12 protein-coding genes, 1 pseudogene and 1 other annotated feature are annotated in these 15,212 nt (G+C 43.1%); of the genes and pseudogenes, 1 reads left to right on the top strand and 12 read right to left on the bottom strand.

Annotated features, from left to right (window positions below; genetic code table 11):
* The first annotated feature begins 36 nt into the window (after positions 1-36).
* Positions 37-459, top strand: coding sequence for a hypothetical protein (locus OCV43_RS09150; protein ID WP_022242935.1), 423 nt, complete (start codon positions 37-39; stop codon positions 457-459).
* A 3-nt stretch (positions 460-462) separates the two neighbouring features.
* Here the strand turns inward: OCV43_RS09150 and OCV43_RS09145 are convergent.
* The 12 genes and pseudogenes from OCV43_RS09145 to secE form a co-directional block, all read right to left on the bottom strand.
* Positions 463-1,613: pseudogene (locus OCV43_RS09145) on the bottom strand (glycerate kinase family protein).
* A 132-nt stretch (positions 1,614-1,745) separates the two neighbouring features.
* Positions 1,746-5,417 (bottom strand): DNA-directed RNA polymerase subunit beta', encoded by a 3,672-nt coding sequence (gene rpoC, locus OCV43_RS09140; protein WP_262623915.1) that lies wholly within the window; start codon positions 5,415-5,417, stop codon positions 1,746-1,748.
* A gap of 20 nt (positions 5,418-5,437) precedes the next feature.
* Positions 5,438-9,295 (bottom strand): DNA-directed RNA polymerase subunit beta, encoded by a 3,858-nt coding sequence (rpoB, locus tag OCV43_RS09135; RefSeq protein ID WP_022242932.1) that lies wholly within the window; start codon positions 9,293-9,295, stop codon positions 5,438-5,440.
* A gap of 364 nt (positions 9,296-9,659) precedes the next feature.
* Entirely contained in the window at positions 9,660-10,814 is a 1,155-nt protein-coding gene (locus tag OCV43_RS09130; protein ID WP_262623914.1) for a DUF4179 domain-containing protein, read from the bottom strand.
* Positions 10,815-10,818: 4 nt separating this feature from the next.
* Positions 10,819-11,370 carry a sigma-70 family RNA polymerase sigma factor gene (locus OCV43_RS09125; protein ID WP_262623913.1) on the bottom strand — a complete coding sequence of 184 codons (552 nt, stop codon included), beginning with the start codon at positions 11,368-11,370 and terminating at the stop codon, positions 10,819-10,821.
* A 166-nt stretch (positions 11,371-11,536) separates the two neighbouring features.
* Positions 11,537-11,857 (bottom strand): hypothetical protein, encoded by a 321-nt coding sequence (locus OCV43_RS09120; RefSeq protein ID WP_022242929.1) that lies wholly within the window; start codon positions 11,855-11,857, stop codon positions 11,537-11,539.
* Positions 11,858-12,019: 162 nt separating this feature from the next.
* Complete coding sequence (rplL, locus tag OCV43_RS09115) at positions 12,020-12,394, bottom strand: 50S ribosomal protein L7/L12 (RefSeq protein ID WP_117697286.1); 375 nt, start codon at positions 12,392-12,394, stop codon at positions 12,020-12,022.
* 54 nt (positions 12,395-12,448) lie between these two features.
* Positions 12,449-13,024, bottom strand: coding sequence for a 50S ribosomal protein L10 (gene rplJ, locus OCV43_RS09110; RefSeq protein ID WP_022242927.1), 576 nt, complete (start codon positions 13,022-13,024; stop codon positions 12,449-12,451).
* 46 nt (positions 13,025-13,070) lie between these two features.
* Positions 13,071-13,216, bottom strand: a sequence feature (ribosomal protein L10 leader region).
* Between the two features lie 34 nt (positions 13,217-13,250).
* Positions 13,251-13,943 (bottom strand): 50S ribosomal protein L1, encoded by a 693-nt coding sequence (rplA, locus tag OCV43_RS09105; RefSeq protein WP_022242926.1) that lies wholly within the window; start codon positions 13,941-13,943, stop codon positions 13,251-13,253.
* A 53-nt stretch (positions 13,944-13,996) separates the two neighbouring features.
* Positions 13,997-14,422: a 50S ribosomal protein L11 gene (gene rplK / locus OCV43_RS09100; protein ID WP_022242925.1), complete on the bottom strand. Its 426-nt coding sequence runs from the start codon at positions 14,420-14,422 to the stop codon at positions 13,997-13,999.
* Between the two features lie 15 nt (positions 14,423-14,437).
* Positions 14,438-14,956: a transcription termination/antitermination protein NusG gene (gene nusG / locus OCV43_RS09095; RefSeq protein WP_022242924.1), complete on the bottom strand. Its 519-nt coding sequence runs from the start codon at positions 14,954-14,956 to the stop codon at positions 14,438-14,440.
* 17 nt (positions 14,957-14,973) lie between these two features.
* Positions 14,974-15,183 (bottom strand): preprotein translocase subunit SecE, encoded by a 210-nt coding sequence (secE, locus tag OCV43_RS09090; protein WP_022242923.1) that lies wholly within the window; start codon positions 15,181-15,183, stop codon positions 14,974-14,976.
* Positions 15,184-15,212: the final 29 nt, after the last annotated feature.

Below are 15,212 nucleotides of genomic sequence, written 5' to 3'. Positions count from 1 at the left end.
CAATATCACTATAGCAGAAATGAGAGGATTCGCCAAATGAAAAAATCAACCCAGGAACTTTTAGATATTTTGAAAAACACACCTGCTTTCTCCAACTATGCAGAGCAGGAGGAAGCTGAGCTGATCGAGGTCTCACTTTCGGATTATCTGAACCGGTTGATTCAGGCAAAAAATCAAGACCTGCCTTCTCTCATCCGAAAAAGCGGTCTTGACCGTACTTACTGTTATCAGATTTTTGATGGGCGCAAACGTCCTTCCCGTGACAAAGTGCTCGCCCTCTGCTTTGCCATGGACCTATCCTTTACGGAAGTGCAGCAGCTTTTAAAAGCTACCGGCTATCCGATTCTCTATGCCCGCATGGAGCGGGACAGTGCGATTATTTTCTGCCTGCAAAGAAACTGTGCTCTTTCCGATGCCAATGAGCTGCTCTATGAACTAGGGTACGAAGGGCTGGCATAGAAATTATTTTATATAACAGTTCCCAATCAGCCGGAATACCTGCTCTGCCGTATAGCTCATATTCTCATATGCCACAGTCTTCTGCATGGCTTCTTCCAATGTCATCACACCTGGTAAAATTGGAAATGCTCCATCTACAAGCTGCATTTCATCCTGCACTTTCCGGACGCCCTGTGGTTCAATGCTGCCGGCAAATACCAGTACCATGCAGTCCTTTTCTTTTGCCCGCTTTGCAATTCCAACCGGCGCTTTTCCCATAGCAGTCTGTCCGTCAAATCTTCCTTCTCCGGTCACTACGATATCAGCTTCACTTAATTCTTTCTCCAGCAATACCGCATCTAATACTATCTCTACGCCCGGACGTAAATCCCCGCCCAGATAGGATGCAAATGCGAAGCCCAGTCCGCCTGCTGCTCCGGCTCCCGGCATGTTCCGGTTGTCTACGCCTAAAGCCTTTTCTGTTACATCAGCAAAATGAGCTAATGCCGCATCCAGTTTTACTACCATGGTCTCGTCTGCGCCCTTCTGTGGTGCAAACACAGCACTGGCTCCTGTTGTGCCACATAATGGATTGGTCACATCACAGGCTATTTCAAAAGTACATTCTTTCAGCCTCTTATCCAACGCCTCCGTATCTATCGTTTCCAGGTCTTTCAGTTCTGTTGCTCCAAATCCTATTTCGATTCCATCTTTTTTATAAAAATGACACCCCAAAGCCTGCAGCATTCCGACACCGCCATCATTGGTGGCACTGCCGCCAATTCCAACGATAAACTTACGGCAGCCTCTATCCATGGCATGGCTTATCAGTTCCCCCACACCATAAGTAGTGGTTTCCATTGGATTTCGTTTATCCACCGGCACCAGTGGCAGTCCGGCGGCTTCTGCCATTTCAATGACTGCTGTTTTATCCGCAGGATACCATACGCTGCCTCGACCTTCTGTCCAAGGGGACCTGTTACCGCTACCTTTTCCAGACTGCCCTGCAATCCAGTGGTCAGGGCTGTTACTGTTCCTTCTCCACCATCTGCAACCGGCCTTATCATAACTTCTGCTGTTGGTATTGCTTTTTTAATACCATCTTCCACTGCTTTTCCTGCCTCTAAGGAACTTAAGCTGCCTTTTAATGAATCTATTGCTACGATTACTTTCATTGGATTTTCCTCGTTTGTTTATTCTACCACCTGTATAAAAGCTTAAAAGAATCTCTAACTCGAAAGGGAAACTCCGGCCTATTAAGCCAGAGCTTCCCTTCCTGTATCTGCATCAGTTCTTCGAACCTTACATTATTCTTCTGTAGAAGCAGTTACTTCTTCTTTTGCTTCTGTCTCTTCGACTTCATCTGTCACAGGTGCCTCATCGAATCCGTCAAAATCATCAAAGGAGAGTTCTTCCTCTTCGTTTACATCTGTGTTCAGTTTGATGTTACGATAACGCTTCATACCAGTACCAGCCGGAATCAGCTTACCGATAATTACGTTCTCTTTCAGACCAATCAATGGGTCAATCTTGCCCTTGATAGCTGCTTCTGTCAGAACCTTAGTTGTCTCCTGGAAGGATGCTGCTGATAAGAAGGAGTTGGTTGCCAAAGATGCTTTGGTAATACCAAGTAATACCTGTTTACCTTCTGCCGGCTCTTTGCCTTCTTCCTCTAACTGCTCATTCATCTCTTCGTAATCCAGATTATCTACTAATGTTCCTGGCAGGAACTCAGAATCTCCGTTATTTTCAATGCGAATCTTCTTTAACATCTGACGTACGATAACCTCGATATGCTTATCGTTAATTTCAACACCCTGCAGACGATATACACGCTGTACTTCCTGAATCAGGTAATCCTGTACGGCACGTACGCCCTTAATCTTAAGGATATCGTGCGGATTTACAGAACCTTCGGTCAGCTCATCACCAGCCTCTAATACTGCTCCATCCATAATCTTAATTCTGGAACCGTAAGGGATCAGATAAGTCTTAGTCTCACCTGTTTCATTGTTTGTTACAATGATCTCACGTTTCTTCTTGGTATCTTTAATGGTTGCAACACCACCAAATTCTGTGATAATTGCAAGTCCCTTAGGCTTTCTTGCCTCAAACAACTCCTCGACACGAGGAAGACCCTGTGTAATATCGTCACCGGCAACACCACCGTTGTGGAATGTTCTCATGGTAAGCTGTGTACCAGGTTCTCCGATAGACTGAGCTGCGATAATACCAACCGCTTCACCAACCTGTACCGCCTGACCGGTAGCCATATTGCTTCCGTAACATTTTGCACAAACTCCGATGTGGGAACGGCAGGTAAGAATCGTACGGATTTTAACCTTGGTTAATGGTTCTCCATTCTCATCTACACCCTTGCTCATAATTGCTGCAGCACGTTTTGGTGTAATCATATGGTTTGCTTTTACAAGCACATTACCATCTTTATCGCAAATTGTCTCACAGGAAAATCTTCCTGTAATACGCTCTTCAAGACTTTCGATTTCTTCTTTTCCATCCATGAATGCTTTGACATACATACCAGGAATCTCTCTTCCTGTGCCTGCGCAGCAATCAGATTCACGGACAATCAGGTCCTGTGATACGTCTACCAGACGTCTGGTTAAGTAACCGGAATCGGCGGTACGTAACGCAGTATCGGACATACCTTTTCGGGCTCCATGTGCGGACATGAAGTACTCCAATACTTCAAGACCTTCACGGAAGTTTGATTTGATAGGCAGCTCGATTGTTCTACCAGTTGTATCAGCCATCAAACCACGCATACCTGCTAACTGTTTAATCTGTTTATCAGAACCACGGGCTCCGGAATCTGCCATCATGAAGATGTTGTTGTATTTATCCAGACCGGAAAGCAGTGCTTCTGTCAGCTCATCATCAGTCTCTTTCCATGTTTCAACAACTTCTTTGTAACGCTCTTCCTCTGTAATAAGACCACGTTTGTACTGTCTTGAAATGCGGTCTACCGTATCCTGAGCCTTTGCAATCATTTCCGGTTTCTGAGGCGGTACCGTCATATCTGAAATAGATACGGTCATAGCTGCTCTTGTAGAGTACTTGTAACCCATGGACTTAATATCGTCTAATACCTCAGCGGTCTTGGTTGCTCCGTGTGTATTAATAACTTTTTCCAGAATCTGTTTTAACTGTTTCTTTGCTACATGGAAATCGATTTCCAGTACCAGTTCATTTTCAGGCTTGCTTCTGTCTACGAAACCTAAATCCTGAGGAATGATTTCATTGAAGATAAATCTTCCCAGTGTGGACTCAACGACACCAGTCTTAACAGTTCCATCCGGCATGGTCTTATGAACACGCACATGGATTCTGGAATGTAAGGTCAGTGCCTGGTTCTCATATGCCAGAATTGCTTCGTTTACACTCTTATAGTATCCGCCTTCTCCTAATGAACCTGGTCTTTCCTGTGTCAGATAGTAGATACCAAGAACCATATCCTGTGAAGGAACGGCTACAGGGCCTCCATCAGAAGGTTTTAACAGGTTGTTCGGTGAAAGCAGCATGAAACGACATTCTGCCTGTGCTTCCTGTGACAGTGGTAAATGGGCAGCCATCTGGTCTCCGTCGAAGTCGGCGTTGTATGCGGTACATACCAATGGGTGAAGCTTAATTGCTTTACCTTCTACCAGGATTGGCTCAAATGCCTGAATACCAAGTCTATGCAGTGTAGGAGCACGGTTCAGCATAACCGGATGCTCCTTGATGACATCTTCTAAGACATCCCAGACTTCCGACTGTAATCTTTCAACCATCTTCTTTGCACTCTTAATATTGTGTGCAGTTCCGTTTGCAACCAGCTCTTTCATAACAAACGGTTTAAACAGCTCGATTGCCATTTCTTTTGGCAGACCACACTGATAAATCTTAAGTTCCGGTCCTACGACGATAACGGAACGTCCAGAGTAGTCTACACGTTTTCCAAGAAGGTTCTGACGGAAACGTCCAGATTTACCTTTCAGCATATCGGACAGAGATTTCAGAGCACGGTTACCAGGTCCGGTTACCGGTCTTCCTCTTCTACCGTTGTCAATCAGGGCATCTACTGCTTCCTGCAACATTCTCTTCTCGTTACGAACGATGATATCAGGTGCACCTAACTCTAACAATCTTCTCAGGCGGTTATTTCTATTGATAATTCTACGATATAAATCATTTAAATCGGATGTTGCAAAACGTCCACCATCCAGCTGTACCATAGGTCGTAAGTCTGGTGGAATAACCGGGATAACGGTCATAATCATCCACTCCGGTTTATTTCCGGATTCACGGAAGGATTCTACCACTTCCAGTCTCTTGATGATTCTTGCACGTTTCTGACCGGTAGCATCTTTTAATTCTGCTTTCAGCTCTGCTGCATCTTTCTCCAGGTCAATTGCCTGTAATAACTCAAGAATGGCTTCTGCACCCATTCCAACACGGAAAGAGCTGCCATATTTTTCCCTTGCATCCTGATATTCCTGCTCGGATAATACCTGCTTTACAGATAAATCTGTAGAACCTGCATCCAGTACGATATAGGAAGCAAAGTACAGAACCTTCTCCAATGTTCTTGGAGAAAGATCTAAGATTAATCCCATACGGGATGGAATTCCTTTGAAGTACCAGATATGGGATACCGGAGCTGCAAGCTCGATATGTCCCATACGCTCTCTACGAACGCTGGCTTTGGTGATTTCAACACCACAGCGGTCGCAGACAACACCTTTATAACGAATCTTTTTGTACTTACCACAATGACATTCCCAGTCTTTGCTCGGTCCAAAAATCTTCTCACAGAATAATCCGTCTTTTTCCGGTTTCAAAGTTCTATAGTTAATGGTCTCAGGTTTCTTAACTTCTCCTCTGGACCACTCTCTGATTTTCTCAGGTGATGCCAGACCAATCTGAATTGCATCAAACTGTATCGGCTGGTAAGTTTCCTGTTTTACTGTTCCTGGCATTAATGACACTCCCTTCCTATTTATTCTTCGTCAAGAACTTCATCGGCAGCATCGTCAAAATCGAAGCCTGCGTCATCATCCTCTTCCTCTTCTTCTACGTTGTTGAGTTCTCCACTCTCAGAATCAAATTCCTGTTTGGTAAAGCCCATCTTTCCGAAGGACTCGCTGTCTTCAAACGCGAAATCTTTATCGCCCGAGATAATGGAATTCAAATCTGTGTTACCATATTCGCTGGTCTCCATCAGTTCAACTTCGTTACGGTCTTCGTCTAATACTCTGACATCAAGACCAAGGGACTGAAGTTCTTTGAGAAGTACCTTGAAGGATTCTGGGATTCCCGGTTCAGGGATATTGTCACCCTTAATGATTGCTTCGTATGTCTTCACACGGCCAACCACGTCATCGGACTTCACAGTCAGAATCTCCTGTAATGTGTAAGATGCACCATAAGCTTCCAGTGCCCAAACCTCCATCTCTCCGAAACGCTGTCCACCAAACTGAGCTTTACCACCCAGAGGCTGCTGTGTTACTAAGGAGTAAGGACCAGTAGAACGTGCATGAATCTTATCATCTACCAGATGATGCAGTTTCAGGTAATGCATGTGGCCAATGGTAACCGGTGAGTCAAATTCTTCTCCGGTACGTCCGTCACGAAGCTGAACCTTTCCGTCACGGGAAATCGGAACGCCCTTCCACAATTCTCTGTGGTCTCTGTTATCGGAAAGATACTGCATTACATCTTCACGCAATGTATCTTTATATTTTGCTTCAAATTCTTCCCAGGTGGAGTTGACATAATCATTTGCCAGTTCCAGGGTATCCTGAATATCAATCTCTCGTGCACCGTCAAATACAGGAGTCTCAATGTTAAATCCAAGTGCTTTCGCTGCAAGACTTAAGTGAATCTCCAGGACCTGACCGATATTCATACGGGAAGGTACACCCAATGGGTTCAATACAATATCCAGTGGACGGCCGTTCGGCAGGAATGGCATATCTTCTACCGGAAGTACACGGGAAACAACACCCTTGTTACCATGACGTCCAGCCATCTTATCTCCAACGGAGATTTTTCTCTTCTGCGCAATGTAAATACGAACTGCCTGATTTACACCAGGGGATAATTCGTCACCATTTTCTCTTGTAAATACTTTCGCCTCTACAATGATACCATATTCACCATGTGGTACTTTCAAGGAAGTGTCTCTTACTTCTCTTGCTTTCTCACCGAAGATGGCACGTAACAGTCTCTCTTCTGCGGTAAGCTCTGTCTCTCCCTTTGGAGTAACCTTACCTACCAGAATATCACCGGCACGAACTTCTGCACCGATACGGATGATTCCTCTTTCGTCAAGGTCTTTCAATGCATCATCGCCGACACCTGGAACGTCTCTTGTAATTTCTTCCGGTCCTAATTTAGTATCACGGGCTTCTGCTTCGTACTCTTCAATATGAACAGATGTATAAACATCATCCTGTACTAATCTTTCACTCAGAAGAACAGCGTCCTCGTAGTTGTAACCTTCCCATGTCATGAATCCGATTAACGGGTTCTTTCCAAGAGCAAGCTCACCATTAGAGGTAGATGGTCCGTCAGCAATTACTTCGCCAGCTTCTACATGATCACCTTTGAACACGATTGGTCTCTGGTTGTAGCAGTTGGACTGGTTGCTTCGTGAGAACTTGGTCAGTTTGTATACGTCTCTTGTTCCATCATCATTCTTCACGGTAATCTGGTTTGACTCAGATTTCTCAATAGTACCGGATTTCTTTGCAACTACACATACACCGGAGTCTACTGCAGTCTTGGTTTCCATACCGGTTCCTACTACAGGAGCTTCTGTGGTAAGAAGAGGTACTGCCTGACGCTGCATGTTAGATCCCATCAGCGCACGGTTCGCATCATCGTTCTGCAAGAACGGAATCAATGCGGTAGCAACAGAGAATACCATCTTAGGAGATACGTCCATATAATCAAACATCTGCTTGTCATATTCCTGTGTCTCGTCTAAGTAACGGCCGGAAACGGAATTTCTTACGAAATGTCCTTCTTCATCCAGTTTTTCATTCGCCTGTGCTACATGGTAATTATCCTCTTCATCTGCGGTCATGTATACAACATCTTCTGTAACACGCGGATTCTTAGGATCTGTTTTATCAATCTTACGATATGGTGCCTCAATGAAACCATATTCGTTAATTCTTGCATAACATGCCAGTGAGTTGATAAGTCCGATGTTCGGTCCTTCAGGAGTCTCAATAGGGCACATTCTTCCGTAATGGGAGTAGTGTACGTCTCGAACCTCGAATCCGGCACGGTCTCTGGACAAACCACCTGGTCCTAATGCGGATAAACGTCTCTTATGTGTCAGCTCACCCAGCGGGTTGTTCTGATCCATGAACTGCGACAGCTGGGAAGATCCGAAGAACTCTTTCACTGCTGCGGTTACCGGTTTGATATTAATCAGGCTCTGTGGAGAAATTCCTTCCTGATCCTGGGTGGTCATACGCTCACGAACCACACGTTCCATTCTGGAAAGTCCGATTCTATACTGGTTCTGTAATAACTCACCTACCGCACGGATACGACGGTTGCCTAAGTGGTCAATATCGTCATCATTTCCAATGCCCCACTCCAAGTGCATATTGTAGTTAATGGATGCGAAAATATCTTCCTTGGTGATATGCTTCGGAACCAGTTCAGATACGTTTTTACGAATTGCTTCCTTGATATCTTCCAAGGATTCATTTTCATCCAGGATTTTCTTTAATGCCGGATAATATACCAGCTCAGTAATACCAACTTCCTTCGGTACTACATCAACATAGGTAGTGAGGTCTACCATCATATTAGAAAGAACTTTTTCATTTCTTTCTTCTGTAGCAATATATACTGCCGGAACAGCTGCGTTCTGAATCTCTTCTGCAAGCTCTCTGGTCAGCTCTGTTCCTTTTTCGATTACCTCTCCGGTAGTCTCAAGAACAACATCTTCAGCCAGCACTTTTCCGCGCAAACGGTTCTTAAATGCCAGCTTCTTGTTAAATTTATAACGGCCTACTTTTGCCAGGTCATAACGTCTTGGGTCGAAGAACATTGCGGTAATCAGGCTCTCTGCACTGTCAACAGAAAGAGGCTCGCCCGGACGAATCTTCTTATATAATTCCAGAAGACCTTCCTCGTAGCTTGTAGCAACGTCTTTTCCAAAAGATGCTAAAATCTTTGGCTCTTCGCCAAATAAATCTATAATTTCCTGGTTGGTTCCCAGTCCTAATGCACGCAGTAATACTGTGATTGGCACTTTTCTGGTACGGTCAACACGTACATAGAAAATATCATTAGAGTCTGTTTCATACTCTAACCATGCTCCACGGTTCGGGATTACGGTACAGGAATAGAGTTCCTTACCTACTTTATCATGCGCAATGCCATAGTAAATACCAGGGGAACGAACCAACTGGCTTACGATAACACGCTCTGCTCCATTGATAACGAAGGTTCCTGTCTCTGTCATGAGAGGTAAATCGCCCATAAAAATCTCATGTTCATTAATTTCATCTGTTTCTTTGTTATACAGTCTGACTTTTACCTTCAAAGGAGCTGCATAAGTTGCGTCTCTCTGTTTACACTCCGGAATTGTATACTTCACATCATCCTCACATAATGTGAAATCCACAAATTCCAAGCTAAGATGTCCGCTATAATCCTCAATCGGAGAGATATCTGCAAACACTTCTTTCAGGCCCTCGTCTAAGAACCACTGATAGGAATCCTTCTGGACCTCAATCAGGTTTGGCATTTCCAATACCTCTTTTTGTCTTGAGTAACTCATACGTATGCCTTTTCCAGCCTTCACCGGACGTATTCTGTTTTTCTCCATTGACGTTTCACCTCTCGTTTTTTATTCTCAATCCACTAAATTTCAGCAAATTATATTCTTTGGGCTTCATTTCCTAAAAAAGGATATAGTAAAGCCACCTCACCACAATAGTGCAACGTATATGATACCACAAGTAGTTTTCTAAAGTCAAGCATTATTTTCGCACAATATGCATATATTTTTCAATATTGGGGAATAATTTTCATCCTCGCAGTGATGCAGCCTGCCATCTGCGTTTTTTATAGCTGCCTAACATCAGAAAAAGCAGCCATGAAATGCTTTTTTCTTTGCATCCCATAGTTGCTTTTTTCTTTATTTTTCTATTCTATTACATATTTCATTATCTATTTTATTGCTTCCGGTTTTATTTTAAGTCCACATCCAGTTCTGCAATACTTTCACCTGCACCATTTTTGTTGGTTACGGATATATGGATTGTACTCTCTCCATTATAAAGCAGCATAATCCGTTCACTCTGGCTTCCATCCTCATTTGGGGTAAACCGGCCGCCTAACCACCACATTGCATTGCCTGCTTCGTCGGTAATAAATATATCCGGATCATTATATGGGTCATTGTACGGTACGCCGGTAATATCCGGGAGCTGCATGTCAACGATCAAGACGGCACCGGTTTTGATCACCTGATTTACTGCAACACCATTATCTTCTTTATTTACTGCGATGGTCTCATTCTTGGAAGTATCCACATGCACCGGGAAGGAGAGCTGCCAGTCTCCGCTTACTTTTGTGGTGGTCTGATATTCTCCATTTTCATCCCATGCATCGGAAAGATAGCCTTCTAATGTGTCTATGCTCCAGGTTACGGTAAAATCTTTCAAGCCCGAAATATCAATCGGATTATCATTTTCATCAGTCAATGTTGATAAATCAATTTGTTCCATCTTCACATAGCTTCCGTCCTCTGCCTTTTCAAAAGGCTGCCCGATTGCCGACTGAATCAGGGTTTCATTGATAGAAACATTTTCCATCACCTTATCACTCTGCGGTCCCATAATCCAGTCTGATTCATTCAGTTTTTCATTGTCTGTGCTAAGGGTGGTTGTGTAGTAAAGCAGGTAACCATCGCAATACACATCCGAAACGCTTATCTTTACTCCACTCCGGTCTGTTTCCAGCACACACTGATCATCCGAAACCAATTCCGTGGACTCTTTTCCAATGGTAGAATAGATATCCGAAAGTTCCTTTTCATCTTTATCTCCCTGTGTTGCGCCAATCAGTTTTCCGATTGTGTTGCTGTAGATGCTGTCTGCCAGTGCAGAATTAGAAAATCCCGCCACTCCCACTGCGACCGCGCAGGCTGCTGCCATTCCTGCCGCAATTTTTCTTATATTTTTATTTTTCTTATTCCTTGTTTCCATGTTCATACGTTTTACCTCCATCCGGATTCTCGTTTTATACCGTTCCTTTTCTTCGGAGGATAACTCTTCTACTTCATATTCATTCAAATCAATTTCCGCATCATTTAACATTTCATAGATTTTATCGTCTTTCATCTCTTCATGCCTCCTTCTGTTTCAAATACATGTTTCTCATTTTCCGCTTTCCTCTGGATACCCGGTTGTAAATGACATCTCTCGGAAGTCCGGTATCTTCGCTTATCTGCTCTACAGATTCTTCCTCTACAAATAATTTCATAAATATTTTCCGGTCAAGGGGTTTCAGGCACAAAAGCAATTGTTCTACTTCACGGCTTAATTCCCCTTCTATCAGTTGTTCTAACATCCTGTCATTTTCCGCCGCTGTCACATCATCCATACAAAGCTGTTCCAAGTCCCGCTTATATTTCCTAAGATAGTCGATGGCTTCGTACCGGGCAATGGCTGCCGCCCAGTTCTTGAAGCTGTTCTTCTCATCATCAAAGGATGCTGCGTGTTCCCAGATGGAAAGCAGCACATCGTTCATGCATTCTTCCTGTTTCTGTGGCATGGTAAATAAGTGTTTCCGGATGACCGCCTTAAGCAATCCACCATACATATCTATGACATAAATCAATGCTTCTTCATTATGCAATTGTAATTGCTGAATATAATTCTTCTCTGTTATCTTCATTGTTATCCTGCCTTTTGCTTCATGCACCATGGTTTGCATTTTTGCAGCTACACTTATTATTACGAATCTGATGTCTTAAATCTATCACTTTTATAAAAATATTTTCTATAAAGCAAAGAACCTTCCAGCATTTCTGCCGGAAGGTTCTTCTTGTTGATGTCTCATTCTACTGGAAGCTGTCCCAGTCTTTCTGCATAAACAAATATGTAATTAATGGGCACAATACTGCGCTGATGATACTTTTTACGACTCCAACCCCGCCAAAGATGTTGATTACCAGACCGATTGCTGCACATGCAATCATCAGATAGAATCCAACCTTCTTCTGTGCAAACAAAATCAGACCGGCACCTACGATAATAAGCACTTCTGCAATGAGGCTGACAATCAGCAGTGGCTGAATGAGCATTAACGGAATCATCATTACTCCGGAAATGATATTGATTACAAATACAATCCAGAGCCATACCTTAAGTCCTGTGTTCATAACTAATCTCCTGTTCTTATATTGTTTTCAAGTTACGCTACTATTATTACATATTTCCTTTTTTCGTCAATAGGTCTAAAGTCCTATAAACTACAAGAAAATCGGATCCATATTTCTATGAATCCGATTCCTATCATTTCTAATTCAGTTGTGAATCAAAAATTATTTTAATGTTACTTTAGCACCTTCAGCTTCTAATTTAGCTTTGATGTCATCAGCTGTAGCTTTGTCAGCCTGCTCTTTAACGATCTTAGGAGCGCCATCTACTAAGTCTTTAGCTTCTTTTAAGCCTAAGCCAGTAGCTTCACGAACTACTTTGATAACCTTAACTTTGTTTGGTCCAACTTCTGTTAACTCTACGTCAAACTCAGTCTTCTCTTCTGCTGCTGCTGCGTCTCCACCTGCTGCTGCAACTACAACGCCTGCTGCTGCGGATACACCGAACTCTTCTTCACAAGCTTTTACTAATTCATTTAACTCTAATACGCTTAACTCTTTGATAGCGTCAATCATCTCAGCTGTTGTTAATTTAGCCATTTTAATTTACCTCCGTTTTTGGTTTTGTTTTCAATAAATTGATTGGTTTGCAGATTATTCTGCTGCTGGAGCTTCCTCTGCAGGAGCTTCTACTGGAGCTTCTTCTGCAGGTGCTGCCTCTTCTGCCTTAACTTCTACGTCTGCTGCGCCGCCTTTTTCAGCGATCTGATTAATAACACGAGCGAAGTTTGTAATAGGAGACTGAATACTTCCAAGGAATTTGGAAAGTAATTCTTCTCTGGATGGGATTGTAGCGATTGCTTTCATTCCATCTGCATCATAGAAGGTTCCTTCTACTACGCCGGCTTTAATCTCAAGTGCAGGAGCTGTCTTTGCAAATTTAGCAATTACTCTTGCAGGTGCTGTTGCATCTGTTGTTGAAATTGCGAATGCGTTTGGTCCTTCCAATACGTCGGAAAGGCTTTCGAAATCAGTTCCTTTGATTGCAAAATTAACTAATGTATTCTTATATACTTTATAAGCAACACCAGCTTCTCTTAACTGCTTACGCAGCTGAGTATCTTCTGCAACGGTAAGTCCACGGTAGTCAACGACTACTACTGACTGTGCATCTTTAATCTGCTCAGAAATTTCCTGTACGATAGGCTGTTTAAGTTCTACTTTTGCCACGAATCGTGCACCTCCTTCTTTATTTTTCATCTTGCGAAAGACAGGTACATTACCTAAAAAATCCTCTCTGTGGAAGACAGAGAGGATTTGAAATCTCATTTACAAATACATAAGTATCTGCATTTCCTCGGTAGGTTCTCTACGGTTACGCCTTACGGCACCTACTGTCTTCGGCAATATGCTTTGCTATTATAGCAATTAATATCTTGGATGTCAATAACAAAAACTAAACAAGCTTCAGTGGGTTGATTTTTACACCCGGTCCCATGGTAGGAGCTACAGAAACGCTCTTCATGTACTGACCTTTTAATGTAGCCGGTTTTGCTTTGTTTACGGCATCAATAAGAGTCTGGAAGTTGTCCGCTAATTGTTCTTCACTAAAGGATGCTTTTCCAATTGGCACATGGATAATATTTGCTTTGTCTAATCTATACTCGATTTTTCCGGCTTTGATATCGTTTACTGCCTTGGTAACGTCCATAGTAACAGTTCCAGCTTTTGGGTTTGGCATTAAGCCCTTCGGTCCAAGTACACGACCAAGACGTCCAACAACACCCATCATATCAGGAGTTGCAACAACAACGTCGAAGTCAAGCCATCCTTCGTTCTGGATCTTTGGAATCAATTCCTCTCCACCAACGAAATCAGCACCTGCTGCCTGAGCCTCGTCTAATTTGGTTCCCTTTGCGAATACTAATACTTTTACAGCTTTACCAGTTCCGTGTGGTAATACAACTGCACCACGGATCTGCTGATCTGCGTGACGTCCGTCACATCCGGTACGAATGTGAACTTCGATAGTCTCATCAAATTTTGCAACGGCTGCTTTCTTTGCAAGTCCGATTGCTTCTGCCGGATCATATAAAGTTGCTCTATCAATTGATTTTGCAGCTTCTAAATATTTCTTTCCTCTTTTCATTCTAAATAACCTCCTGTGGTATTATCGGGAGTGGTACCCTCCCACGTTTCCATTTAGTCCTCTACTTCGATTCCCATACTTCTTGCTGTTCCTGCGATCATGCTCATTGCAGCTTCAACAGATGCAGCATTTAAGTCTGGCATTTTCAGCTCAGCGATTTCCTGAAGCTTAGCTTTAGAAATCTTTGCAACTTTTGTCTTGTTCGGAGTTGCAGATGCACTCTTTAAGTTGCAGGCCTTTTTCAGCAGTACTGCTGCTGGAGGAGTTTTTGTAATGAAGCTGAAGCTTCTGTCTGCGTAAACAGTGATAACTACAGGAACGATTGTATCTCCCATATCTGCTGTTTTTGCATTAAACTGTTTTGTGAATTCCACAATATTCACACCATGCTGACCTAAAGCAGGTCCAACAGGTGGTGCCGGAGTTGCTTTGCCGGCAGGAATCTGCAATTTGATATATCCTTCTACTTTCTTTGCCATTTGAGGTTGCCTCCTTTAATTCATCTTCTTTACATCTGAAAAACTAATCTCGACCGGAGTCTCCCGGCCAAATAAATCCACATTAATCGTACAAATCTGTTTTCCGTGATCCATACGCTGGATAACACCGATGGTGTCCTTCCACACACCACCGATTACAACGACGGTATCGCCTTCATCGAAATCTACGACAATGTTGTCTGACTTGATTCCCAGTGGTCTCATTTCAGCGTCAGTGAGTGGTACCGGCTTAGATCCCGGTCCAACAAATCCGGTTACGCCTCTGGTATTTCTTACCACATACCAGGTATCATCATTCATGACCATATTGATAAGCACATATCCCGGGAACATTTTCTTCTGAACCTGCTTTTTCGCACCGTTCTTAAGCTCGACAACATCCTGCATCGGTACTCTGACTTCGAGTATCTGCTCTTCTAAATGCCGGTTCTCGATTGCCTTATCGATGTTCGCTTTGACCTTATTCTCATAACCTGAATAGGTATGAACTACATACCAGTGTGCCTCTGCCATAATCACCTATGCCTCCATTATAAATTCACTAGAAAATTCACACCGTACTGGATGATTGTATCCAGAAGTGTAATTATCAGACCAAGTACAACTGACACAATAACAACTGCTGTTGTCTGACGGGCAAGTGATTCTTTTGTAGGCCAAATGATTTTTTTGAATTCAGCCTTAAGACCGGCGAACCAGCTCTCTTTTACTGCTGTGTTCTTGTTTTCGGTTTCTCCCATTTTGTCACTTCCTTTTCTTTTTGCTCATT

Source organism: Roseburia amylophila, from assembly GCF_025567465.1.
In the GTDB taxonomy this organism is placed as follows: domain Bacteria; phylum Bacillota; class Clostridia; order Lachnospirales; family Lachnospiraceae; genus Roseburia_C; species Roseburia_C amylophila.
Note: the sequence above shows the minus strand (reverse complement) of the source record. Positions and strands in the feature narration are given on the sequence as shown.